General features: G+C 73.1%; 25 protein-coding genes. 17 read left to right on the forward strand and 8 right to left on the reverse strand.

Annotation, left to right across the window (positions count from 1 at the left end):
• The first annotated feature begins 37 nt into the window (after positions 1-37).
• The 6 genes from cobM to cobC are packed head-to-tail and all read left to right on the forward strand — an operon-like array spanning position 38 to position 6,334.
• Positions 38-856: a precorrin-4 C(11)-methyltransferase gene (gene cobM, locus CEB94_RS09655; protein ID WP_175431782.1), complete on the forward strand. Its 819-nt coding sequence runs from the start codon at positions 38-40 to the stop codon at positions 854-856.
• Positions 853-2,091, forward strand: a complete 1,239-nt coding sequence (cbiE, locus tag CEB94_RS09660; protein ID WP_175431783.1) for a precorrin-6y C5,15-methyltransferase (decarboxylating) subunit CbiE — start codon at positions 853-855, stop codon at positions 2,089-2,091. The genes cobM and cbiE overlap by 4 nt, the downstream gene beginning before the upstream one ends.
• The gene (cobJ, locus tag CEB94_RS09665) at positions 2,088-3,779 is read left to right on the forward strand and encodes a precorrin-3B C(17)-methyltransferase (RefSeq protein WP_175431784.1); all 1,692 of its coding nucleotides are present in this window, start codon (positions 2,088-2,090) and stop codon (positions 3,777-3,779) included. Before cbiE ends, cobJ begins: the two co-directional genes overlap by 4 nt.
• Positions 3,776-4,363: a precorrin-8X methylmutase gene (locus tag CEB94_RS09670; RefSeq protein ID WP_175431785.1), complete on the forward strand. Its 588-nt coding sequence runs from the start codon at positions 3,776-3,778 to the stop codon at positions 4,361-4,363. Before cobJ ends, CEB94_RS09670 begins: the two co-directional genes overlap by 4 nt.
• A complete protein-coding gene (locus CEB94_RS09675) occupies positions 4,360-5,289 on the forward strand; it encodes a sirohydrochlorin chelatase (protein ID WP_175431786.1) in 930 nt (309 codons plus the stop codon). Before CEB94_RS09670 ends, CEB94_RS09675 begins: the two co-directional genes overlap by 4 nt.
• Positions 5,279-6,334: an Rv2231c family histidinol phosphate aminotransferase CobC gene (gene cobC, locus CEB94_RS09680; RefSeq protein WP_246111760.1), complete on the forward strand. Its 1,056-nt coding sequence runs from the start codon at positions 5,279-5,281 to the stop codon at positions 6,332-6,334. The genes CEB94_RS09675 and cobC overlap by 11 nt, the downstream gene beginning before the upstream one ends.
• Positions 6,335-6,338: 4 nt before the next feature.
• On the opposite strand, the gene CEB94_RS09685 is transcribed toward cobC, so the two are convergent.
• The 3 genes from CEB94_RS09685 to CEB94_RS09695 all read right to left on the reverse strand — a co-directional run bounded on the left by CEB94_RS09685 (position 6,339) and on the right by CEB94_RS09695 (position 9,292).
• Positions 6,339-6,989, reverse strand: a complete 651-nt coding sequence (locus CEB94_RS09685; protein ID WP_175431788.1) for a hypothetical protein — start codon at positions 6,987-6,989, stop codon at positions 6,339-6,341.
• 92 nt (positions 6,990-7,081) lie between these two features.
• Complete coding sequence (locus CEB94_RS09690; RefSeq protein WP_175431789.1) at positions 7,082-7,993, reverse strand: SCO1860 family LAETG-anchored protein; 912 nt, start codon at positions 7,991-7,993, stop codon at positions 7,082-7,084.
• A 207-nt stretch (positions 7,994-8,200) separates the two neighbouring features.
• On the reverse strand, positions 8,201-9,292 hold the full coding sequence (locus CEB94_RS09695; RefSeq protein WP_175431790.1) for an amidohydrolase family protein: 1,092 nt from the start codon (positions 9,290-9,292) through the stop codon (positions 8,201-8,203).
• A 113-nt stretch (positions 9,293-9,405) separates the two neighbouring features.
• Here CEB94_RS09695 and CEB94_RS09700 point away from each other — a divergent pair, with 113 nt between their 5' ends.
• The 6 genes from CEB94_RS09700 to thpD all read left to right on the forward strand — a co-directional run bounded on the left by CEB94_RS09700 (position 9,406) and on the right by thpD (position 14,648).
• Positions 9,406-10,527, forward strand: coding sequence for a pyridoxal-phosphate-dependent aminotransferase family protein (locus CEB94_RS09700; RefSeq protein ID WP_246111761.1), 1,122 nt, complete (start codon positions 9,406-9,408; stop codon positions 10,525-10,527).
• Between the two features lie 57 nt (positions 10,528-10,584).
• Entirely contained in the window at positions 10,585-11,118 is a 534-nt protein-coding gene (locus CEB94_RS09705; protein ID WP_175431791.1) for a DinB family protein, read from the forward strand.
• A 339-nt stretch (positions 11,119-11,457) separates the two neighbouring features.
• A complete protein-coding gene (gene ectA / locus CEB94_RS09710) occupies positions 11,458-11,964 on the forward strand; it encodes a diaminobutyrate acetyltransferase (protein ID WP_175431792.1) in 507 nt (168 codons plus the stop codon).
• Between the two features lie 58 nt (positions 11,965-12,022).
• Complete coding sequence (ectB, locus tag CEB94_RS09715) at positions 12,023-13,294, forward strand: diaminobutyrate--2-oxoglutarate transaminase (protein ID WP_175431793.1); 1,272 nt, start codon at positions 12,023-12,025, stop codon at positions 13,292-13,294.
• A gap of 39 nt (positions 13,295-13,333) precedes the next feature.
• On the forward strand, positions 13,334-13,732 hold the full coding sequence (locus CEB94_RS09720; protein WP_031142802.1) for an ectoine synthase: 399 nt from the start codon (positions 13,334-13,336) through the stop codon (positions 13,730-13,732).
• 7 nt (positions 13,733-13,739) lie between these two features.
• Positions 13,740-14,648 (forward strand): ectoine hydroxylase, encoded by a 909-nt coding sequence (gene thpD / locus CEB94_RS09725; RefSeq protein WP_175431794.1) that lies wholly within the window; start codon positions 13,740-13,742, stop codon positions 14,646-14,648.
• Between the two features lie 63 nt (positions 14,649-14,711).
• Here thpD and CEB94_RS09730 read toward each other — a convergent pair whose 3' ends face one another.
• The 5 genes from CEB94_RS09730 to CEB94_RS09750 all read right to left on the reverse strand — a co-directional run bounded on the left by CEB94_RS09730 (position 14,712) and on the right by CEB94_RS09750 (position 19,429).
• Entirely contained in the window at positions 14,712-15,764 is a 1,053-nt protein-coding gene (locus CEB94_RS09730; protein WP_175431795.1) for an aminotransferase class V-fold PLP-dependent enzyme, read from the reverse strand.
• A gap of 96 nt (positions 15,765-15,860) precedes the next feature.
• The gene (locus tag CEB94_RS09735) at positions 15,861-16,577 is read right to left on the reverse strand and encodes a DsbA family oxidoreductase (protein ID WP_175431796.1); all 717 of its coding nucleotides are present in this window, start codon (positions 16,575-16,577) and stop codon (positions 15,861-15,863) included.
• 74 nt (positions 16,578-16,651) lie between these two features.
• Positions 16,652-17,146 carry a GNAT family N-acetyltransferase gene (locus CEB94_RS09740; protein WP_175431797.1) on the reverse strand — a complete coding sequence of 165 codons (495 nt, stop codon included), beginning with the start codon at positions 17,144-17,146 and terminating at the stop codon, positions 16,652-16,654.
• Between the two features lie 46 nt (positions 17,147-17,192).
• Entirely contained in the window at positions 17,193-17,801 is a 609-nt protein-coding gene (locus CEB94_RS09745; protein ID WP_175431798.1) for a DUF1349 domain-containing protein, read from the reverse strand.
• A gap of 98 nt (positions 17,802-17,899) precedes the next feature.
• The gene (locus CEB94_RS09750) at positions 17,900-19,429 is read right to left on the reverse strand and encodes an aldehyde dehydrogenase (NADP(+)) (protein ID WP_175431799.1); all 1,530 of its coding nucleotides are present in this window, start codon (positions 19,427-19,429) and stop codon (positions 17,900-17,902) included.
• Between the two features lie 132 nt (positions 19,430-19,561).
• Between CEB94_RS09750 and CEB94_RS09755 the strand changes: the two genes are divergently transcribed.
• From CEB94_RS09755 to CEB94_RS09775, 5 genes are all read left to right on the forward strand, one after another.
• On the forward strand, positions 19,562-20,335 hold the full coding sequence (locus CEB94_RS09755; protein WP_031109054.1) for an IclR family transcriptional regulator: 774 nt from the start codon (positions 19,562-19,564) through the stop codon (positions 20,333-20,335).
• A 3-nt stretch (positions 20,336-20,338) separates the two neighbouring features.
• Positions 20,339-20,812 carry a GNAT family N-acetyltransferase gene (locus CEB94_RS09760; protein ID WP_175431800.1) on the forward strand — a complete coding sequence of 158 codons (474 nt, stop codon included), beginning with the start codon at positions 20,339-20,341 and terminating at the stop codon, positions 20,810-20,812.
• An 88-nt stretch (positions 20,813-20,900) separates the two neighbouring features.
• Positions 20,901-21,908, forward strand: coding sequence for a hypothetical protein (locus CEB94_RS09765; RefSeq protein ID WP_175431801.1), 1,008 nt, complete (start codon positions 20,901-20,903; stop codon positions 21,906-21,908).
• Entirely contained in the window at positions 21,905-23,158 is a 1,254-nt protein-coding gene (locus tag CEB94_RS09770; protein WP_175431802.1) for a sensor histidine kinase, read from the forward strand. Before CEB94_RS09765 ends, CEB94_RS09770 begins: the two co-directional genes overlap by 4 nt.
• Positions 23,155-23,817, forward strand: a complete 663-nt coding sequence (locus tag CEB94_RS09775; protein ID WP_175431803.1) for a response regulator transcription factor — start codon at positions 23,155-23,157, stop codon at positions 23,815-23,817. The genes CEB94_RS09770 and CEB94_RS09775 overlap by 4 nt, the downstream gene beginning before the upstream one ends.
• Positions 23,818-23,855: the final 38 nt, after the last annotated feature.

Consider the following 23,855-nt stretch of genomic DNA (forward strand, 5'->3'; position numbering starts at 1 on the left):
ATCCCTGGTCAACCCCCCGTACGAGAGGACCCATCCCATGGCCGACGCCCCCGCCGGCAAAGTGACCTTCGTCGGCGCCGGCCCCGGCGCCGCCGACCTGCTGACGTTCCGCGCCGCGCGCGCCATCGCCGAGGCCGACGTCGTGATCTGGGCGGCCAGTTTGGTCCAGGAGGAGGTCCTGGAGCACGCCCGCGAGGACGCGGAGATCCTCGATTCGGCGACCATGTCCCTGGAGGACGTCGTCGCCGTGTACGAGCGGGCCCGCGGCGAGGGGCTCAAGGTCGCCCGTATCCATTCCGGTGACCCTGCCCTGTGGGGCGGCACACAGGAGCAGGTCGACCGGTGTGCCGAGGTGGGCATCGCGACCGAGATCGTGCCCGGGGTGTCCTCCTTCTCGGCCGTCGCGGCGCTCGCACAGCGCGAGTTGACCATCCCGGAGGTCGCGCAGTCGGTCGTGCTGACCCGGCTCGGTGGCGGCAAGACGCCCATGCCGCCCGGCGAGGAGGTCCGGGAGTTCGCCAAGCACGGCACCACCATGGCGGTGTTCCTCTCCGCCGCCCGCAGCGGTCAGCTCGTGCGGGAGCTGCTGGAGGGCGGCTACCCGACGTCGACCCCGGTCGTGGTGGCGTACCAGGCGACCTGGCCGGAGGAGCTGATCGTGAAGTGCACGATCAGCACGCTGGAGGAGACGGTCAAGGAGCACAAGCTCTGGAAGCACACCCTGTTCCTGGTCGGCCCGGCGCTCGACGCGCACGGCACACGCTCACACCTGTACCACCCGGGTCACTTCCACGGGTACCGCAAGGCCGACCCCGAGGCCCGCAGAGCCCTGCGCGAACGGGGTGCCAGTACATGATCACCGTGGTCGGGACCGGCACCGGGGTCCCGGTGGGCGAGGACGTCCTGGCCGGGGCCGGACTGGTCGTCGGCGGCCGGCGGCATCTGGACGCCGTACGGCTGCCTGAGTCGGCCGAGCGGATCGTGCTCGGGCCGCTGGCGCCCGCACTCGACGCCGTCGAGCGGCATGTCGACACGGGCGGTCGGGTCGTCGTGCTCGCGTCCGGGGACCCGGGGTTCTTCGGGATCGTGCGGGCGCTGGCCGAGCGGTTCGGGCCGGAGCGGCTTCAGGTGCGGCCCGGGGTGTCGTCCGTCGCCGCCGCGTTCGCGCGGATCGGGCTGCCCTGGGACGACGCCGTGGTGGTGAGCGCCCACGGCCGGGACCTGCGCACGGCCGTCAACGTGTGCCGGGCGCAGGCGAAGACGGCCGTGCTGACCGGGCCGGGCGCGGGTCCGGCGGAGCTGGGCGCCGCGTTGCGGGACACGGCGCGAGTGCTGGTCGTCGCCTCCGGGCTCGGTTCGCGGGCGGAGCGCGTGGAGCGGGTGACGCCCGCCGAGGCTGCCACCCGGGACTGGGGTACGGCGGTGAACGTGGTGCTGTGCCTGGACGAGGCGCGGGCGCTCGGCACCGTACGGACGGTCGCGGGTCTTGGGGAGCGGCCCGCGGGCTGGGCCCTGGAGGAGGCGGAGTTCGCCCACCGGGATTCGATGATCACCAAGTTCGAGGTGCGGGCGCTGGCCCTGGCCCGGCTGGGGCCGCGCCCGGGCGACCTGGTGTGGGACGTGGGCGCGGGCTCGGGGTCCGTGGCCGTGGAGTGCGCGCGGCTCGGTGCGGCCGTGACCGCCGTGGAGAAGACCGCGGACGGGGTGGAGCGGGTCCGCGCCAACGCCGCCGCGCACGGTGTGGACCTGCGGGTGGTGCGGGGCGTCGCGCCGGACGTGCTGGCGGATCTCGCCGAGGCCCCGGACGCCGTGTTCGTGGGCGGCGGCGGGCGCGAACTGCCCGCCGTCGTCACGGCCTGCGCGCGGCGTGCCCGGCGCACCGTGGTCGTCGCCATGGCCGCGCTCGACCGGGTACCGGCCGCGCGCGAAGCCCTGACGAAGGCCGGTTTCACCTGCGACGGCGTGCTGCTGCAGTCGTCGCGGCTCGCGCCGCTGCCCGGGGACGTGACCCGGCTCGCGGCGACCAACCCCGTTTTCCTGCTGTGGGGCATCCGGCCTCCGGCAGCTGTCGAAGAAGGAGTCGCTCAGTGATCGGCCTCATTTCCGCCACCGCGGCGGGAGCGGCTGCGCGGGACCGGCTGGCCGCGGCCTGGCCGGACCGCACGCGTGTGTACGAGGGCCCCGTCGGGGACGCCGTACGGGCCGCGTTCGCGCAGTGTGAGCAGCTCGTGTGCTTCCTGGCGACGGGGGCGGTGGTGCGGCTGGTGGCACCGCTGCTGTCCGGCAAGACCGAGGACCCGGGCGTGGTGTGCGTCGACGAGGGCGGGCGGTTCGCCGTGTCCCTGCTGGGCGGGCACGCGGGCGGGGCCAATGAACTGGCCCGCGAGGTGGGCGGGTTGCTGGGTGCCGAGCCGGTCGTGACGACGGCCACGGACGCCGTGGACCTGCCGGGCCTGGACACCCTCGGCCTGCCCGTGGAGGGCGATGTCGCCGGGGTGTCGCGGGCGCTGCTGGACGGCGAGGCGGTGGCGCTGCGGGCCGAGGTGGCCTGGCCGCTGCCGCCGCTGCCGGTGACGGACGAGGGGGCGTACACGATCCGGCTGACCGACCGGCTCGTGGCGGCGGCCGGGCGCGAGGTGGTGCTGCGTCCGCCGACGCTGGTCGTCGGGGTCGGGGCGTCCAGGGGCGCCCCCGTGGAGGAGGTCCTCGGGCTGGTGGAGGACGCCCTGCGGGAGGCCGGGCTGTCCGTGGCGTCCGTCGCCGAGCTGGCCACCGTCGACGCCAAGGCCGGGGAGCCCGGCATCGCCGAGGCCGCGCGGCGGCTGGGCGTGCCCCTGGTGACCTACTCCGCCGGGGAACTGGCCGGGGTCGAGGTGCCCAACCCGTCCGACGCGCCGCTCGCGGCCGTCGGGACCCCGTCCGTGGCGGAGGCCGCCGCGCTCGTCGGCGGGGGCGAACTCCTCGTCCCCAAGCGGAAGTCGGCCGCGAGCCCGGCGATGGCGACCTGTGCCGTCGTGCGGCGGCCGGGGCGCGGGAGGCTCGCGGTGGTCGGGCTCGGGCCGGGCGCCCGGGACCTGCTGACGCCGCGTGCCAAGGCCGAACTGCGGCGGGCCTCCGTGCTCGTGGGGCTCGACCAGTACGTCGACCAGATCCGTGACCTGCTGCGGCCCGGCACCCGGATCCTGGAGTCGGGGCTCGGCGCCGAGGAGGAGCGGGCGCGCACGGCGGTCGAGGAGGCCCGTGCGGGGCAGGCCGTCGCGCTGATCGGCAGCGGGGACGCGGGCGTCTACGCCATGGCCTCCCCCGCGCTGGCCGAGGCCTCCGACGACATCGACGTGGTCGGGGTGCCCGGCGTGACGGCGGCGCTCGCGGCCGGCGCGATCCTGGGCGCCCCGCTGGGCCACGATCACGTGTCCATCAGCCTGTCCGACCTGCACACGCCGTGGGAGGTCATCGAGCGGCGGGTACGGGCGGCGGCCGAGGCCGACATCGTGGTCACCTTCTACAACCCGCGTTCACGCGGCCGCGACTGGCAGCTCCCCAAGGCGCTGGGCATCCTCGCCGAGCACCGGACGCCGGCCACGCCGGTCGGTGTCGTACGCAACGCCTCACGGCCGGACGAGTCCAGCCGGCTCACCACGCTGGGCGCGCTCGACCCGGCGACGGTCGACATGATGACGGTCGTGACCGTGGGCAACACGGCGACCCGGGACATCGCGGGGCGCATGGTGACCCCGCGTGGCTACCGCTGGCAGGGAGCACGGGAGGGCGCCGAGTGAACCGCGTCGTTCATCCGATCGAGGAGGAGTCCTACCGGCGGCTGCGCGCCCGGCTGGACACCTCGCACTTCCCGCCGCTGACCCGGGCGGTCGTGGAGCGGGTCATCCACTCCGCCGCCGACCTCGACTACGCCGCCGACCTCGTCATGGCCGAGGCGGACCTGGAGAAGGCGCACGCGGCGCTGCACGCCGGGGCGCCCGTGGTCGTGGACGTGGAGATGGTCGGGGCCGGGATCACCCGGCGCGAGACCGTCTGCCGTCTGAAGGACGCCGTGGCCGGGCCGGGACTGACCCGTTCCGCGCACGCGATCCGGCTCGCCCACGAGCAGGTCGGCCCCGGCGCCCTCTGGGTGATCGGCAACGCGCCGACCGCGCTGGAGGAACTGCTGACGCTCGACGCCGACCCCGCGCTCGTCATCGGACTGCCCGTCGGTTTCGTCGGAGCCGTCGAATCGAAGGCCGCGCTGCGCGAGAGCGGACTGCCCGCCGTGAGCAACGTGTCCGAGAAGGGCGGGTCGGCGGTCGCCGCCGCCGCGCTCAACGCCCTGCTGTACCACCCCACTTCCGCCAAGGAGAACCTGTGACCACCCCGCCCGCCCTGCTCATCGCCGGCCACGGCACCCGGGACGACGCCGGAGCCGAGGCGTTCCGCGACTTCGTACGGCGGCTGGGCGCCCGGCATCCCGAACTGCCCGTCGCGGGCGGCTTCATCGAGCTGTCCCCGCCGCCGCTGGGCGAGGCCGTCACCGAGCTGGTGGAGCAGGGCGTACGGCGGTTCGCCGCCGTCCCGCTGATGCTGGTGTCCGCCGGGCACGCCAAGGGCGACATCCCGGCGGCCCTGGCCCGCGAGAAGGAGCGGCACCCCGGCATCTCCTACGCCTACGGGCGTCCGCTCGGCCCGCATCCGGCGCTGCTGAACGTGCTGGAGCGGCGGCTGGACGAGGCCCTGGGGTCGGCGGGCCGCACGCCCGGGGACCGGGCCGACGTGACGGTGCTGCTGGTGGGGCGCGGCTCCACGGACCCGGACGCCAACGCCGAGGTGCACAAGGCGGCCCGGCTGCTGTGGGAGGGGCGCGGGTACGCGGGTGTCGAGACGGCGTTCGTGTCGCTGGCGGCGCCGGACGTGCCGAGCGGGCTCGACCGCTGTGTGCGGCTGGGCGCCCGCCGGATCGTGGTCCTGCCCTATTTCCTGTTCACGGGCATCCTGCCGGACCGGGTGCGGCACCAGACGGAGGGCTGGGCGGCCGCGCACCCGGAGGCCGAGGTGCTCTCGGCCGACGTCATCGGGCCGGAGCCGGAGCTGCTGGACCTGGTGTGGGAGCGGTACGAGGAGGCCGTCAAGGGCGATCTGCGGATGAACTGCGACTCGTGCGTGTACCGCATCGCGCTGCCGGGCTTCGAGGACAAGGTGGGCATGCCGCAGCAGCCGCACTTCCACCCGGACGACGACGACCACCACCATGGTCACGGTCACGGGCACCATCACGGCGCTCACTCGCATGCGCACTGAGGACGGGCACGACCTGCGCCACCACGGGGACGCGGAGGTGCGGGACGACGGCGGCTCGCTCGTCGACCTCGCCGTGAACGTCCGCGCGGACACGCCGCCGGTCTGGCTGCGGGAGCACATCGCCGCGTCCCTGGGCGGGCTCGCGGCCTACCCGGACGGGCGTGCCGCGCGGGCGGCGGTGGCCGCGCGGCATGGGCTGCCGGTGGAGCGGGTGCTGCTGACGGCGGGTGCGGCGGAGGCGTTCGTGCTGCTGGCGCGGGCGTTGAAGGTGCGGCGGCCGGTCGTCGTCCACCCCCAGTTCACGGAGCCGGAGGCGGCGCTGCGGGACGCGGGGCACACGGTCGGCCGGGTGCTGCTGCGGGAGGAGGACGGTTTCCGGCTGGACCCGGCGGCCGTCCCCGAGGACGCGGACCTGGTGGTGATCGGCAACCCGACGAACCCGACGTCGGTGCTGCACCCGGCGGACGTGATCGCCGGACTCGCCCGGCCCGGGCGGGTGCTGGTGGTGGACGAGGCGTTCATGGACGCGGTGCCGGGCGAGCGCGAGGCCCTGGCCGGGCGCGTGGACGTGTCCGGCCTCGTGGTGCTGCGCAGCCTGACGAAGACGTGGGGGCTGGCAGGGCTGCGGATCGGGTACGTGCTGGCGGCGCCGGAGACCGTCGAGGACCTTCAGCGGGCGCAGCCGCTGTGGCCGGTGTCGAGCCCGGCGCTGGCCGCGGCCGAGGCGTGCGTGGGGCCGCGTGCGGTGGCGGAGGCGGCCCACGCGGCACACCGCATCGCCGCGGACCGCGCCCACCTGCTGGCGGGCCTCGCCCGCTTCACCCCGGCCGGCCTGCGGGTGGCCGGACCCGCGCAGGGCCCGTTCGTCCTGGTCCGCGTCGAGCGGGCGTCCGCGGTCCGCCGGCGCCTGCGCGAACTCGGCTACGCCGTGCGGCGCGGGGACACCTTCCCCGGCCTGGACGGACAGTGGCTGCGCCTGGCGGTGCGAGACCGCGGAACCACCGACGGGTTTCTGCGAGCGCTGGAGCGGGCGCTGACGGACTGACGCCTCACCCGCCGGCGTGCCCGGCCGTCACCGGCTCGGCGGGGATGCCCTCCCGGGGGCGGCGGGCGAGCAGGACGCTGGTGACGGCGACCCACAGGCCGGCGGCCATGAAGGCGAAGAAGCCCGCCCAGGGGATGAAGATCAGCACGCCGATGACGACCGCGGCCCAGGCCAGCCAGCGAGGCAGGGGGCTGACCGCGGCGCGGACGGTGGCCAGGCCCGTGCCCAGCAGCATGATGCCCATGCCGCCGACGAACGGGATGAAGAAGTCCTCGTTCAGGGCGTTGAGGGCCTGCAGCGCGGGCCCTGATGCCGTCGGCTCGTCGGCGAGGTCCACCAGGGCCAGGGTGAACGCCGACCCGGCCAGGAAACCGAGGGCGAGCAGCAGCCCGCCGCCGAGAACCACCCGGTGCAGCCAGCCGCCCGCGGCCGGGACGTCCCGGACGACGTGGGCCAGGTGGGCGGCGAAGAAGACGAAGAAGACCGCCGCCAGCACCAGCAGGTACAGGCTCGCTCCGGTCTGCCCCTGGTGGTCCTCGTAGAACGCCCTGACCTGTGGACCGGTGGCGTCGTAGCCGGGGGTGTCGCCGAACAGCAGGAAGCCGACGAGCGTCAGGACGACCGCCACCAGTCCGCTCAGAGGTGCGATGCGCATGGAGTCCTCCTGCCGGCAGGGTCCTCCCCCTGTGACTCCCACGCTCGCAGAGGTGGCCGGGCCCCGCCATCCGGCCCCGGATCGCCGGTGGGTCAGCCCCGGCGGCGGGCCAGGGCCACCGCTCCCCCGCCCGCCGCGAGCAGGGCGATCGCGGCGCCCACGACGTACGGCGTGGTCGGGCTGCCGCCCGTGTCGGCCAGGTCCGCCTCGGCGGGTTCGCCCTGCGGCTCGACGCCGGCGGGCGGGGCGGACGGCTCGGCCGGGGGCTGTGCCGCCGCCTCGGGCCGGGGGGTCTCGCAGGTCGCCTCGGCCAGGGTGACGGTGCCGTCGACCTCCGCGACGTTCAGCTTCAACGGGTTGACGGACACCTTGAGTTCGAGGGCGGTGGCGGCGGCCGTACGGGCCGTGGTCCGGGTGCTGGACAGGTCCAGGCGCACGTCGCCGACGCCCGGCACCCTGACGTCCGTCGGGCCGCCGGCGGTCAGGGTCACGCGTTTGCCGAGCACGGTCACCGAGCCGGGCAGGCCGGTCGTGGCGACCGGCTTCTTCCCGGCCTCGCAGGTGGCCTTGGCCGTGACCTGGTCGACCTCGATCAGTGACAGCAGCGGCAGGCCGGGGACGTGGAGGCGGGCGTGGGCCAGGGTGGTGGTTCCCTCGGCCTTCGTGGCGCTCGACGTGGCTCTCGCCTCGGCGACCTCCGCGCGCAGCACGGTGAAGGGCCGGCCGTCGTCCACCGCGTCGAGGGTGGCCGTCAGCGTGGTCTTCTCGGCGCTCCGCGGGGCCTGGACGTCGTTGAGGGAGACGGCGAGGGGGACGTTCACCGACTTGTTCAGCAGGGAGACGTCCAGGCCGGTGCGCAGGACGACGGCGCTCGCGCGGCCGTGGTCGCCGGTGGCGTGCGCCGGGCTCACGCCGGTCAGTGCCACGGGCCCGGCGGCGAGGGCCGTGGCGGTCGCGACGGTCGCCAGCCGGCGTGCGGGCATGCGGAAGGAAGGGCTGTTCACGGTGGGGACTCCAGGGGAGACAGGCTCGGGACCCGGAAAGAATCGCCGCACCGCGCGTATCGCGTCAGCGATCTGACGCCGCTTCACTCCAACGTGGCGATATCGAGGATCCATTCGAATCCCCCGGCACACGCGTTCCCCGGCGTCACCCTCACGGCCGCAAGCCCCGCCGTTCGGACCACGGAGAGGCCCTGCCCGACCACGGCCCTACCCGACCACGCGCCCGTTCAGCACCACCCGGCGGGGCGACGCCAGCACCCGTACGTCGGCCCGCGGGTCCTCGTCGTAGACGACGAGGTCGGCCGGGGCGCCCTCGTCCAGGCCGGGGCGGCCGAGCCAGGTGCGGGCCGTCCAGGTGCCCGCGGCGAGGGCCTCGACGGACGGGATGCCGGCGGTGACGAGTTCACCGACCTCGGCCGCGGCCAGGCCGTGCGCCAGGCCGCCGCCGGCGTCGGTGCCGACGAAGACGGGGATCCCGGCGTCGTAGGCGGCCCGCACGGTGTCGTAACGCCTTTCGTGGAGCCTGCGCATATGGGCCGACCAGCGGGGGAACCGGGCTTCGCCGCCGTCCGCGAGCTGCGGGAAGGTGGCGATGTTGACCAGGGTCGGCACGATGGCGACGCCGCGTTCGGCGAACAGCGGGATGAGGTCCTCGGTCAGGCCCGTCGCGTGTTCGATGCAGTCGATGCCCGCCTCGACGAGGTCCTTGAGGGAGTCCTCCGAGAAGCAGTGCGCGGTCACGCGCGCGCCCAGGCGGTGGGCCTCGGCGATCGCCGCCTCGACGGCCTCGCGGGGCCAGCAGGCCGACAGGTCGCCGAGGTCGCGGTCGATCCAGTCGCCGACCAGCTTGACCCAGCCGTCGCCGCGCCGGGCCTCCTGGGCCACGTAGGCGACCAGGTCCTCCGGCTCGATCTCCCAGGCGTAGTTGCGGATGTAGCGGCGGGTGCGGGCGATGTGCCGCCCGGCCCGGATGATCTTCGGCAGGTCCTCGCGGTCGTCGATCCAGCGGGTGTCGGAGGGGGAGCCGGCGTCGCGGATGAGCAGCGTGCCCGCGTCCCGGTCGGTCAGCGCCTGCTTCTCGGCGACGTCCTCGGGAACAGGGCCGTGCCGGTCGAGTCCGACGTGGCAGTGCGCGTCGACGAGGCCGGGCAGGGCCCAGCCGACGACCGTGCGGATGTCGCGGGCGCCGGCGGGACGGTCGTAGGAGATGCGGCCGTCGACCACCCACAGGTCGTCCCGGACGTCCTCGGGCCCGACGAGCACCCGTCCCTTCACGTGCAGCACCGTGCGATCGCTCATGCACCGCACCTTAGTGAGCCGGCCGCCGGGCATCGACGGGGGCCGGTGTCCGCGGGACGTGCCGCGCAGGGGCGCGAGGGCCGCCGGTTACCCTCGATGCGATCGAACCTGCTGTGAGTGAAGAGAGCACTGCCGTGACGCATCCGTTTCTGGACCTGGCCCCGCTCGGCGCGGACCGCTTCGCCGCGATCGAGGACCGTGTGGCGCGGCTGCTGAGCACCGGGCAGGACGTCGTGATCATGCAGGGCGAGGCGCTGCTGCCGCTGGAGGGCGCGATCCGCGCCGCGGCCGGTCCGGGCACGACGGCGCTGAACGTCATCACGGGGCCGTACGGGCAGACGTTCGGCGACTGGCTGCGGGACTGCGGCGCCACGGTGATCGACCTGGCGGTGCCCTTCCACACGGCGGCCACGGCCGAGCAGATCCGCGCGGCCCTCGCCGCACACCCGCAGATCGACTTCGTGTCCATGGTGCACGCGGAGGCGGCGACCGGCAACACCAACCCCGTCGCGGAGATCGGCGAGGTCGTACGGGCGCACGGGGCGCTGTTCTACCTGGACGCCGTGGCGTCGATCGGGGCCGAGCCGGTGCTGCCGGACGCGTGGGGCGTGGACCTGTGCGTGATCGGGGCGCAGAAGGCGATGGGCGGTCCGGCCGGAGTGTCGGCGGTGTCGGTGAGCGAGCGGGCCTGGGCCCGGATGGCGGCGAACCCCAACGCTCCGCGCCGGTCGTATCTGTCGCTCCTCGACTGGAAGGAGCGGTGGATCGACGGCGGCCGCAGGGCGCTGCTGCATGCGCCGGCGCAGCTGGAGATGCTGGCCCTGGAGGCCTGTGTGGAGCGGATCGAGGCGGCGGGGCCGCAGGCCGTGATGGCCCGGCACGCGTCCGCCGCGGCGGCGACCCGGGCCGGGGCGGTCGCGCTCGGTGGCGGGCTGGAGCCGTACGTGTACGAGGCGCGGGACGCGGCGCCCGTCGCCACGACGCTGCGGGCGCCGTCCGGGGTGGTGGCGTCGGAACTGGTCCGGCGGGCGCTGGAAGCGGATCCGGCGGTGCCGCTGGCCGCGGGCGGGGGTGCGCTGGCCAAGGAGATGATCCGGGTCAACCACTACGGCGCGGAGGCGACGCCCGGGGCTGTGCGGGCGAGCCTGGCGGCGCTGGGGGCGGCACTGTCCGAGGCGGGTCTGCCGGTCGACGTGCAGGGGGCACTGCGGGCCGCCGAGGAGGCGTGGCGGTAGTCCTCGGCCGAGATGCGCCGGGGCACCGTTGTCAGTGCCCCGTGCCAAGCTCCGCGTATGACCGCTGACACACCTGACACCCCGGCCCTCCCCGACGGCCGCCCCGTGCCCCGCCTCACCGGTGACGAGCGGGCCATGCTCGAGAGCTGGCTGGACTTCCACCGGGCCACGCTGGAGCTGAAGTGCGCCGGTCTGGACGACGCGCAGGCGCGGATCGCGGCGGCCGAGCCGTCGTCGCTGACCCTGCTCGGGCTGGTGCAGCACCTCGCCGAGGTCGAGCGGAACTGGTTCCAGCGGGTGGCCGGCGGGCTCACCGCACCGCCCGTGTTCGAGGACCCGACCGGCTATGCGCTGGATCCGGCGCGGGGGCTCGACGAGGCGCTCGGGATCTGGCGGCGGGAGATCGCCCGGGGGCGGGAGCTGTGCGCCGGGCTGCCGCTGGACCACATCGGGCGGGTCGCCGAGGGGCCGGTGCCCGGGATGGAGGTCAGCCTGCGCTGGGTGCTCATCCACATGATCGAGGAGTACGCACGGCACAACGGTCACGCCGATCTCCTGCGGGAACGCATCGACGGAGCGACGGGGGCCTGAATTCCATGCGCTTTCCGCGATATCTCACATGTAAGATGGCACACAATTAAGAATTCTTTCAAGAACAGCTTCCCGTATTCTTCTGCCCGCTTTTCCTGTTCCTAAACACGCAGATTTTGCGGACACTCGGAGGGGAAATCCTGACAGCCCTCTCGGGGCTTACACGGCTGTGACGCGTTACACACTGTGACCATTTTGCCCGGTAATTCCCAGGCAATATCGGGCATATCGCCACCTCAGTACATGAACCTTCGCGCTCGCGCGATAACACAGACGTGGCCCATATGTAACCCCGATCGACGATGCGATTTTGAATTTGGCTGGGTAAGTTGAATTCACATGACTGCCGTACAAGCAGATCCGCAAATCGACCGCCCCACGGTGGCTGACGGAGCCGCACTCTGGCGGATGGCGAAGGACTCGAAGGTTCTCGACCTGAACTCGTCCTACAGCTATCTGCTGTGGTGCCGGGACTTCGCCGCCACATCGGCCGTCGCCCGTGACGAGCACGGCGAGCCGATGGGTTTCATCACCGGGTACGTGCGGCCGGACAGCCCGCGCACCCTGCTGGTCTGGCAGGTGGCGGTGGACGAGGCCCACCGCGGGCGTGGACTGGCCGCCGCGCTGCTCGACGGCCTCGTCGCACGGACCGCGGCCGAGCGCGGGGTGACGACGGTGGAGACCACCATCACCCCGGGCAACACCGCCTCGGAGCGCCTGTTCACTTCGTTCGCCGAGCGTCACGGCGCGCGGCTGGAGCGCGAGGTGCTGTTCGACGCGGGCCTGTTCCCCGACGGGCCGCACGACGCAGAGGTGCTGTACCGCATCGGCCCGCTGCCCCACTGAGACTTCCCGCCCCACCCCACTCCCGCAGACTTCCCCACGTACCGAGGAGCGATTCGTCGTGACCATCACCCAGCCCGACCTGAGCGTCTTCGAGACCGTCGAGTCCGAGGTGCGCAGCTACTGCCGCGGCTGGCCCACCGTCTTCGACCGTGCGGTGGGCAGCCGCATGTACGACGAGGACGGCCATGAGTACCTCGACTTCTTCGCCGGAGCCGGGTCACTGAACTACGGGCACAACAACCCCGTGCTGAAACGCGCGCTGATCGACTACCTGGAGCGGGACGGCGTCACGCACGGGCTCGACATGTCGACCACCGCCAAGCGCACGTTCCTGGAGGCCGTCCAGAATCTGCTGCTGCGCCCGCGGGACCTGCCGTACAAGGTCATGTTCCCCGGCCCGACCGGCACCAACGCCGTGGAGGCCGCGCTGAAGCTGGCGCGCAAGGTGAAGGGGCGCGAGTCGATCGTGTCCTTCACCAACGCCTTCCACGGCATGTCGCTGGGCTCGCTGGCCGTGACCGGCAACGCCTTCAAGCGGGCCGGCGCCGGGATCCCGCTGGTGCACGGCACCCCGATGCCGTTCGACAACTACTTCGACGGCACGGTCGAGGACTTCCTGTGGTTCGAGCGGCTCCTGGAGGACCAGGGCTCGGGCCTCAACAAGCCCGCCGCCGTGATCGTCGAGACCGTGCAGGGCGAGGGCGGCATCAACGTGGCCCGGCCCGAGTGGCTGCGCGCCCTGTCCGAGCTGTGCGAGCGGCAGGACATGCTGCTGATCGTCGACGACATCCAGATGGGCTGCGGCCGTACCGGCGCGTTCTTCTCCTTCGAGGAGGCGGGCATCACGCCGGACATCGTCACCGTCTCCAAGTCGATCAGCGGCTACGGCCTGCCCATGTCGCTGTGCCTGTTCAAGCCCGAGCTGGACGTCTGGGAGCCCGGCGAGCACAACGGCACCTTCCGCGGCAACAACCCCGCGTTCGTCACGGCCACCGCGGCCCTGGAGACGTACTGGGCCGACGGTTCCGCGATGGAGAAGCAGACCCGCAAGCGCGGCGAGCAGGTCGAGCAGGCCCTGATCTCCATCACCGAGGAGAACCTGGCCGACGTGAAGGAGTACCGGGGCCGCGGCCTGGTGTGGGGCATGGAGTTCCACGACAAGGCGCGCGCCGGCAAGGTCGCCCAGCGCGCCTTCGAGCTCGGACTGCTCATCGAGACGTCCGGTCCGGAGAGCGAGGTCGTGAAGCTGCTTCCCGCCCTCACCATCACGCCGGAGGAACTGGACGAGGGCCTGAGCACGCTGGCCCGCGCCGTCCGAGAGACCGCCTGACCAACCGAGCACCACTCATCTAGGAGGCATCGCAGCACCGTGATTGTCCGTTCGTTCAAGGAGATCGAAGGTACCGACCGGCACGTGAAGGCCGCGTCCGGTACGTGGGAGAGCAAGCGCATCGTCCTCGCCAAGGAGAAGGTCGGTTTCTCCCTGCACGAGACGGTCCTGTACGCGGGTACGGAGACGTCGATGTGGTACGCGAACCACATCGAGGCCGTCGTCTGTGTGGAGGGCGAGGCCGAGCTGACCGACCACGAGACCGGGCAGAAGCACACCATCACGCCCGGCACCATGTACCTCCTGGACGGGCACGAGAGGCACACGCTGCGGGTCAAGCAGGACTTCCGCTGCCTCTGCGTGTTCAACCCGCCCGTGACCGGACGGGAGGACCACGACGAGAACGGCGTCTACCCGCTGCTCACCGAGGAGGTGTGACGTTTCCATGACCGCCACCACCGAGACCACCACCGGTATCCCGGACCTCTATCCCAGTCGCGGTGCCGCCGAGGCACTGACCCCGCGCCAGGACCCGGTCGTCTGGGGCGCACCCGACGCCCCGGGCCCGGTCGCCCCGGCCGACCTGCTGTCCTTCGAGCGTGACGGCTTCCTGGCCATCGACGAGCTCATCACCGAGGACGAGGTCGCGGTCTACCGCAACGAGCTGAACCGGCTGGTGAACGACCCGGACATGCGGGCCGACGAGCGGTCGATCGTCGAGCCGACGTCCAAGGAGATCCGCACGGTCTTCGAGGTGCACAAGATCAGCGAGGTGTTCGCCCGGCTGGTCCGCGACGAGCGGGTCGTCGGACGGGCGCGGCAGATCCTCGGCTCGGACGTGTACGTCCACCAGTCGCGGATCAACGTCAAGCCGGGGTTCGGCGCCAGTGGCTTCTACTGGCACTCGGACTTCGAGACGTGGCACGCCGAGGACGGCCTGCCGCGGATGCGCACGGTGTCGGTCTCGATCGCGCTGACCGAGAACTACGACACCAACGGCGGACTCATGATCATGCCGGGGTCGCACAAGACGTTCCTCGGGTGTGCGGGGGAAACGCCGAAGGACAACTACAAGAAGTCGCTGCAGATGCAGGACGCGGGCACGCCCTCCGACGAGGCGCTCACCCAGATGGCCACGCAGCACGGCATCAAGTTGTTCACGGGCAAGGCGGGGTCGGCGACCTGGTTCGACTGCAACGCCATGCACGGTTCCGGCGACAACATCACGCCGTTCCCGCGCAGCAACGTGTTCATCGTGTTCAACAGCGTGGAGAACACGGCGGTGGAACCGTTCGCGGCTCCGGTGCGACGGCCGGAGTTCATCGGGGCGCGGGACTTCACGCCGGTGAAGTGACCGTGTGACAGAGCTGCCGGGTGGGGCCTCCTCGTGTGGGACGGGAGGCCCCGCCCGGTTTTGTCATGCCGACAGGACCTCCAGGAGGCGGTCGACGTCCGCCGGGGTGTTGTAGAGGTGGAACGCGGCCCGCAGGTTCCCGGCCCGGTTCGAGACCTCGATGCCCGCCCGGCTCAGTTCGTCCTGCCGGTGGCCCAGCCCCGGCACCGACACGATCGCCGAGCCGGGTGCGGGCACCGGCTCGTGGCCCAGCCCGGCGAGCCCGGCGCGGAAGCGGTCCGCGAGGCCGACGTCGTGGGCGTGCACGACGTCGACGCCGATCTCCTCCAGCAGCTCCAGTGAGGCGCGCAGCCCCGCGTAGGTGAAGAGGGCGGGACTGACGTCGAACCGCCGCGCGGAGTGGGCGAGTTCCTCGACGGGGCCGTAGCAGCTGTCCCAGGGGCGTTCCCCGGCGACCCAGCCGGCGAGCAGCGGTGTGAGCCCGCCGAAGTCCTGCGGGGCGACGAAGAACGAGGCCCCGTGCGGGCCCAGGAGCCACTTGAATCCGACGGCGGCCAGGAAACCGTCGGCGTCGGCCTCCATCGGCAGCCAGCCGGCCGACTGGGAGGCGTCGACATAGGTGCGGGCGCCGTGCGCCCGGGCCGCCTCGCGCACCGCGGGCAGATCGGCGAGGCGGCCGTCGGCGGACTGGGCGGCGCTGACCGCGACGAGCGCGGTGCCGGGGCGGACCGACTCGGCGAGCCGTTCCAGGGGCACGGCACGCACCTTGAGGTCGCCGCGCACATGGAACGGGTTCACCAGCGACGCGAAGTCGCCCTCCGCCGTGAGGACTTCGGCGCCGGCGGGCAGCGAGGCGGCGATCAGCCCGCCGTACTCGGCGACCGACGCCCCGGTCGCGACGCGCTCGGCCGGAACGCCGGCCAGCCGCGCGAAGGCGGCGCGGGCGGCCTCCACGTCCTCGTACAGGGGACCCAGGGGCGCGCCCTCGGCGCGCATCCGCACCGCCTGCTGGACAGCGCTGACGGTGCGGGCGGGCAGGAGCCCGTTGCTCGCGGTGTTGAGGAAGGTCTGCTTCGGGGTGAACTCGGCACGGACGAGGTTCTCGAAGGTCTCCATGGGACCACTGTGCGTCCCCTGGATCTCCCCGTCCATGGCCGGTTTCTGTATGACGCCGCCAAGGAGCGCTTATGCATGCGCTCCGAGCTGGGCGTTTCAGTGCTGGGGCACGGCGCAGCCGTCCGGGCCGCAGGCGTCCACGCCGTCGACGCCGTCGACGATCTTCAGGGGCGGTCGCTCGCCGTACGCCTGGGTCAGGGCCTGGGCGAAGACCTCGGCGGGCTGGGCGCCGGAGACGCCGTACTTGCGGTCGAGGACGAAGAACGGCACGCCGCTCGCCCCGAGCTGCGCGGCCTCGCGCTCGTCGGCGCGGACCTCGTCGGCGTACGCACCCGGGTCGGCGAGCACCGCGCGCACGGCCTCAGCGTCCAGCCCGGCGGCCGAGGCGAGCTCCACCAGCAGCTCGTCGTCGTCGAAGACGGAGCGCTCCTCCGCGAAGTTGGCCCGGTACAGCAGGTCGAGGAGCTGCTCCTGGCGGCCCTGCTCCTTGGCGAAGTGGAGCAGGCGGTGCATGTCGAAGGTGCTGCCGTGGTCGCGGCCCCGGGTGCGGTAGTCGAGCCCCTCGGCGGCGGCCTGGGCCCCCAGGTTGTCCTCCCCGGCCTCGGCCTGGGCGGCGCTCATCCCGTACTTCTTGGTGAGCATCGTGATCACGGGCTGGATGTCGTCCTTGGCGCGGCCCGGATCCAGCTCGAAGGAGCGGTGCACCACCTCGACCTCGTCGCGGTACGGGAAGTCCCGCAGCGCCTTCTCGAAGCGGGCTTTGCCCACGTAGCACCAGGGGCAGGCGATGTCGCTCCAGATCTCGACGCGCATGTCTCGGCTCTCTCCAGGTCGTACGGGTTCGGAGACTCTCTCCACCAAGTGCATGAACGTTCAAGCAGCGGACTTCATTCCCCGGCCAGGGCGAACCGCATCCGCAGGTGGTGATGGGCCGGCCCGGCCGGCTCCGGGACCCATCCCTGCCGCCGGTAGAACCCCTGCGCCCGCCGGTTGTCCACGTGCACCTCGAGCACGGCCGTACGCCTGCCGTCGGCCTGCCACTCCTCGACGCAGGCCGCGTGCAGCACGGTGCCGACGCCGGCGCGCCAGTGGTCGGGGTCGACGTGGAACTGGAACAGCTTCACCGTGTCCGCCGGGCCGCCTTCGGGGGTGCGGAAGGAGGCCAGGCCGATGATGCGGCCCGCCTCCACGACGCACAGCACACGGCCGTCCGGCCGGGTGAGGGCGCTGCGCCAGGAGGCGGTCCAGTCGGTACCGTCCTGCGGCACTCCGCCGGGGTAGTACGTCGCCCTGGCCCGGGCGTGCAGCGCGACCACGTCCGCCACCTCGGCGGGCAGGACGGTACGGATCACACGGTCTGAGGTCACTCGGTCCCTGATCATGGAATCGATGACGTGCTCGGGCCGGGAAACGGTTCCCGGCGCGGCCTCAGCCGCCGTCGCGCAGATCGTTCGGCCAGGACGCCCTGAACTCGATGTGGTCGTACGTCACCACGCAGCCCTCCCCCATCGGGGACTGGGTCATGAAGCCGACCAGGGCCGCGTCCGTCTCCTTCTCGGCGCCGAGGGTGAAGAGGCGGACGAAGGTCCAGCGTTCGCCGTCGCGGGAGGCGTGGAAGGCGAAGGCGCGGCCGGTGCGGCTGACCCGGAGCCAGACGGAACTGCCGTCCACGGTGAAGGAGTTGGCGTCGTCGGAGTGGCCCCGGGTCACCACCGTGCAGACGGTGGGGACGTCCGGGGAGTACTCCAGGCAGAGCTTGGCCCAGGCCCGCTCCCCCACGTGGACGTAGAGCACCCCGGCGTCGAAGGCCGCGCCGAACCCGACGGTGACCTTCGCGATCAGCTGGAAGTCGCCCTCCGGCGCCCCGAGCAGCCGAGGCGCGTCGGAAGCGGGGTCCAGCCCCTCACCGGTGGGCGGAACGAACCGATCCTGCCGCGGCCCGGCCCACCCGGTGAGCACGCCACCCTCGTAGGACCACTGCGCCTCGGGCCCGTACGCACGCAGGAGGAACGGAAGTTCGGGAAGTTCGAGATCCATTCAACCGAGTCTTCCAGCTCCGCCCCCCAGGGGCGCGGGGAACTGCGCGACAGGCCACAACGGACCGGCACCCCGCAGCTCACCGCACCCCGGCGGCGCTATCGCTCCAAACGCCCGTTGAACCGCCGCGGCAGCCCCAGCGGGTTGTCGTCCCGCAGCTCCGCCGGCAGCAACGCCTCAGGCGTGTTCTGATACGCGACCGGCCGCATCCACCGCTCGATCGCCGTCCCACCGACCGACGTCGACGTGGACGTCGTGGCCGGGTACGGACCACCGTGATGCTGAGCCGGCGCGACGGCGACCCCCGTCGGCCAGCCGTTCACCAGCACGCGCCCGGCCAGCGGCGTCAGCTCCGCGAGGATCTCGGCGCCGCGGCCCTGCCCCGCCGCTTCCTCCTCGGACAACTGCACCGTCGCCGTCAGGTTGCCCGGCAGCCGCGACAGCACCGCCTTCACCTCGGTCTCGTCCTCGTAGCGGGCCACCACGGTGACCGGCCCGAAGCACTCCTCCAGGAGCAGGTCGTGCTCGCCCTCCGCCGCCAGCCTGCTCGCCGGCACCGTGAGGAAGCCCGCGCTGACGGTGTGCTCGCCGCCCGCGCCCGGGGTGACCGGGGAGTCGACGTCGGGCAGCCCGGCCCGCTCGGCGACGCCGGCGACGAAGTTGTCGCGCATGCGGTGGTCGAGCAGCACTCCGGCGTCGGTGTCGCTGACGGCGTCGGTCAGGGACTTCAGCAGGGCGTCACCGGCGGCGCCGGCCGGCGCGAGGACGAGGCCCGGCTTCACGCAGAACTGGCCCACGCCCATGGTCATCGAACCCGCGAGCCCCGTACCGATCGCCTCGGCCCGCTCGGCGGCGGCTGCCTCCGTGACGACGACCGGGTTCAGCGAGCCCAGCTCGCCGTGGAAGGGGATCGGGACCGGGCGGGCGGCCGCCGCGTCGAAGAGCGCCCGGCCACCGCGCACGGAACCGGTGAAGCCGGCCGCCGCGACCAGCGGGTGCTTGATCAGCTCGATGCCCGCCTCGAAGCCGTGGACCAGGCCCACGACGCCCTCGGGGATGTCGTGCCGGGCGGCGGCGCGGCGCAGCACCTTGGCGACGTACTCGGACAGGGCCGGGTGGTCGGGGTGGGACTTGACGACGACCGGGCAGCCGGCCGCGAGGGCGCTCGCGGTGTCGCCGCCCGCGACGGAGAAGGCGAAGGGGAAGTTCGACGCCGAGTAGACGGCGACGACGCCCAACGACACCTTGTAGCGGCGCAGGTCCGGGATCGGCGGGGTCGCGGTGTCGTCGGGGTGGTTGATGACGACGTCGAGGAAGGCGCCCTCGTCGACGATGTCCGCGAAGGCCCGCAGCTGGTAGCAGGTGCGGGTGAGCTCGCCGGTCAGCCGGACCGGGCCGAGCGCGGTCTCGGCGTCGGCGGTCTCGACGAGGCCGTCCTTGGCCGCCTGAAGCTCGTCCGCGGCGGTGCGCAGGAAGGCCGCGCGGACCGTACGGTCGGCGAGGGCGCCGCGCGCCTCGTGCGCGGCGCGGACGGCGGTGTCCACCTCCTGGGCTGTGGCCTCCACCGCAACCTGTTCACGCTGCTTCCCGGTTCGGGGGTCGACACTCCAGACTGGTGCTGCTGCCACCGCGGGTCCCTCCACACATGTATTGCCGCAGTACTGGGTCATCCACCAGGGGCGTTCGATATGCTGAACGCTGTCTCTGATGATGAATATGCTGTGGAGACTATTTCGCGTCCAACGAAGGGGTCAAGGGCGATGTCGGCTGGCGAGACGGGCGGCGGGGCGCAGGTCAAGTCCGCGGTACGAACGGTTGAACTGCTCGAATACTTCGCCGGACGCCCCGGCATGCACTCCCTCGCGGCGGTCCAGGAGGCCGTCGGATATCCCAAGTCCAGCCTCTACATGCTGCTGCGCACCCTGGTCGAGCTGGGCTGGGTGGAGACGGACGCGACGGGCACGCGGTACGGCATCGGGGTGCGGGCCCTGCTGGTCGGCACCTCGTACATCGACGGTGACGAGGTCGTCGCGGCGGCCCGCCCGACGCTGGACCGGCTCTCGGACGACACGACCGAGACGATCCACCTCGCCCGCCTCGACGGCACCAACGTCGTCTACCTGGCCACCCGCCAGTCGCAGCACTACCTGCGACCCTTCACCCGGGTCGGCCGCCGGCTGCCCGCGCACTCCACGTCCCTCGGCAAGGCGCTGCTGAGCACCTACTCCGACGAGCAGGTCCGCAAGATGCTCCCGGAGACGCTGCCCGCGCTGACCGAGCACACGATCACCGACCGGGAGAAGCTCATCGAGGAGCTGCGCCAGGTGCGGGAGCAGGGCTTCGCCGTGGACCGCGAAGAGAACACGCTGGGGCTGCGCTGCTTCGGTGTGGCGATCCCGTACCGCACCCCGGCGCGGGACGCGATCAGCTGCTCGGTGCCGGTGGCCCGGCTGACCCCGGCGCACGAGCAGCTGGTGAAGGACGCGCTCTTCGACGCCCGGGACCGGCTGACACTGGCAACCCGTAGGCTCTGAGGCATGAACGTCGAGCTGCGCCAGGTCCACGACAGCGATCTGCCGGTCTTCTTCCGGCAGATGAACGACCCCGAGTCCCTGACTATGGCGGCCTTCACCCCGGAGGATCCGGCCGACCGGGCCGCCTTCGACACCCGGTGGTCCCGGCAGCGCTCCTCCCCCGACATCGTCGCCCGTACGGTCCTCGCAGACGGTGACGTGGTCGGCAGCGCGGCGGTGTACGGGGTGCCGGGTGAGCGCGAGGTGACCTACTGGGTCGACCGCGCCTACTGGGGCAAGGGCATCGCCACGCTGGCCCTGCGGGCGTTGCTCGCCGAGGTGCCCGAGCGCCCGCTGTACGCGCGGGCGGCGTCGGACAACGCGGGGTCGCTGCGCGTGCTGGAGAAGTGCGGGTTCCGGGTGGCGGCGACGGCCCAGGGGTTCGCCCCGGCCCGGGGTGCCGAGATCGACGAGACGGTGCTCATCCTGGAGGGCTGAGCGGACCCGGACCTCTCCCCCGCCCGGCGGAGGCGGATCGTCACCGGGCAGGAGGTGCCGACGGCCTCTCCCGCGGGAGCCTGATCGCATGACGCAGTCGATCGCTCCTCCCGCCGCTCCCGGCCCCGCCGTCCGTACCGGCCGCCCGCGGCGGATCCTGCGAGCCGTCGCCGTCGTCTCCTGCGGGCCGTACCTCGCCCTCAAGGCCGCCTGGGTCGCCGGGAGTCGCATCGGGATCCCCGAGGGGAGTTCGCTGCTCGACGACCGCCTCGCCATGGCCGTCGTCAACGGTGTGTCGATGCTGCTGGACAGCGCGGTGATCGTGCTGGCGCTGGTGCTGACCCGGCCGTGGGGGCTGCGGGCGCCCGCGTGGCTGCTCACGTTCCCCGTGTGGGTCGCGACCGGGCTGCTCGCGCCGGTCATGGCCGGGTTTCCGGCGCAGCTGGTGGTAAGGGCGTCCGGCGGAGGCGGCGCCTCGTCCGGGGGCCGGGAGGCCTTCCTGGACGAGTGGGTGTTCGCCGTCGTGTACACGGGGTTCATCGCACAAGGGCTCGCTCTCGGCGGCCTCTTCGTGCTCTACGCGAGGGACCGCTGGGGGCACCTGTGGCGCGGGCGGATCGGGGACCTGCCCGTCGGTGCCGTCGGTCCGGCCCACCGGGCCCTCGCGGTGGCCGCCGCCGTGCTCGCCCTGCTGCCGCTCACTCTCCACGCCCTCTGGGTCTGCGGTGTCTCCGCCGGCCTCGGCGAGGGCCGGGCGGCGGAGCGGGGCGGCGAGTTCTACGTCCTGGAGGCCCTGTTCGTCGTGTTCCTCCTCGCGGCGGTCACCGGTGCCGTGCTGCTGTCCTTCCGGCGTGGCCGGGCCCTGCCCGTGTCGGTGCCGCTCGCTCTCGCCTGGGTCGGCTCGGGTGCCGTGGCCTGCTGGGGCGGGTGGCTGTCGCTGGCCTCCGTCGGCGGCGCGGCGGACCTCGCCGACCGCCCCACGCCGCTGATGAACCTCGCCTACGCTGGCCAGATGCTCGTCGGCCTCCTCGTCGCCGCCATCGGCGCCTACCACTTCGCGGAGCGCTCGGCCGGTGCCGCGCGGCGGTCCGCGTGAACCCAGTCGCCCGGTCGCTGTTCGGCCGGCGGGCGCGCCTGCGCTGGATCCATCTGATCCTCGGCGGCGCGCTGGCCATGCCGTACGTCCTGGTCGGCTCGGTGATCATCGGTCCGGCCACCGGCGCCACGGACGTCTTCGGGTCCTTCCCCCTCCAGCTCGCCTCGTTCGGCGTGGGCCTGCCGATCGCCGCCGTCACCTCGCTGTTCCCGCTCACCCGGCCGCTGGAATCCGCCGCCGTGCGTTGGCTGTGCGGTGTGGAGGCGGACCGGCTCGCGTCCGGGCCCGCCGGGACGCGGGGCGAGAAGGGGCGTACGGCGGCCTGGTTCACGCTGCATCTCGGGTTCGGCGGGATCATCGCGGGGATGTCGCTGGCGCTGCCGCCGTTCGCCGCCGTGCTGATCGTGCTGCCGGTCTTCGCGGCACTGCGCGGCGGCCGGCTCGGGCTGCCCGAAGTCTTCGACCACACCTGGGTCCTGGCGCTCGCCCCGGTCGCGGGCGCGGCGATGCTCGTCGCCCTCGCCGGCTGTGCGGCCGGCTGCGGTGCGCTGCTGGCCCGCTGGGCGCCCGAGCTGCTCGGCCCGTCTCCCGAGGGCCGGCTCGCGGCCGCCGAGGCACGCGCCGCCGACCTGGCCGTGCGCAACCGGCTGGCGCGGGAGCTGCACGACTCCGTCGGCCACGCCCTGAGCGCGGTCACCCTGCAGGCCAGCGCGGCCCGCCGGGTCCTCGGCTCCGACCCGGAGTTCGTCCGCGAGGCACTCGTCGCGATCGAGGACACGACCCGGCGTACGGTCGGTGAACTCGACGCCGTACTGGGTGTGCTGCGCGAGGGCGACGCCCCCGGCACAGCCCCGGCGCCCACCCTCGCCGCCGACCTCGACGGGTTGCTGCGACGCACCCGGGCGGGTGGACAGCGGGTGCGCGCCACTGTGGACGCCGACCCGGAGGCGCTGCCCCCGCTGCTGTCCCGCGAGGCCTATCGCATCGTGCAGGAGGGGCTGAGCAACGCCCTCAAGCACGCCGGTGAGCGGGCCGCCGTGGAGGTGCGGATCGCGGTGGCGCGCGGGGGTCTGGAGATCACCGTGGAGAATCCGGTGAGCGGCCCGGCGCCCTCCCGCACCGGTGGCGGCCACGGGCTGCGGGGCATCGCGGACCGGGCCCGGCTGTTGGGCGGGACCGCGACGGCCGGACCGACCGCTGCGCAGACCTGGCGGCTGCACGCCCGCCTGCCGATGAGAGGACCCGCATGACCCGCCCGGCCCCGATCCGTGTCGTCCTCGCCGACGACGAGCGCATGGTGCGCACCGCGCTGCGCGCCATCCTGACCGCCGAGCCGGACCTGGAGGTCGTGGGCGAGGCGGCCACCGGCGCGCAGGCGGTGTCGGTCGTCCGGGAGTTGCGTCCGGACGTCGTCCTCATGGATGTCCGGATGCCGGAGATTGACGGGATCCGCGCCACCGAGCAGATACTCGCCACCCTGGACGAGCCGCCCCGGATCGTCGTGGTGACGACCTTCGAGAACGACTCCTACGTGTACGACGCGCTGCGGGCCGGAGCCGCCGGGTTCCTGCTGAAGCGGGCGGACGCCGACGCGCTCGTGCAGGCGGTCCGGCTGGTGGCGCGCAGCGACAGCCTGCTGTTCCCGGCGGCCGTCCGCACCCTCGCGACCGAACACGCCCGCGCGCACCCGGCGCCGCCCGCGTGGGTGGCGAAGCTCACGGGTCGCGAGCGGGAGGTGCTGCGGCACATGGCGCAGGGGCTGACCAACGCGGAGATCGCCCGCCGGATGGAGGTCGGCCCGGCCACGGTGAAGTCGCACGTCGCGGCGGTCCTGGCCAAGACCGGCACCCGGGACCGTACGCAGGCGGTGATCGCGGCGTACGAAGCCGGCTTTCTGAACGGCGGATGAGAATCCGGCCCTCTGCATGAGAAACCAGGACGGACGGG

It is taken from the genome of Streptomyces hawaiiensis, assembly GCF_004803895.1.
Taxonomy (GTDB): Bacteria; Actinomycetota; Actinomycetes; order Streptomycetales; family Streptomycetaceae; genus Streptomyces; species Streptomyces hawaiiensis.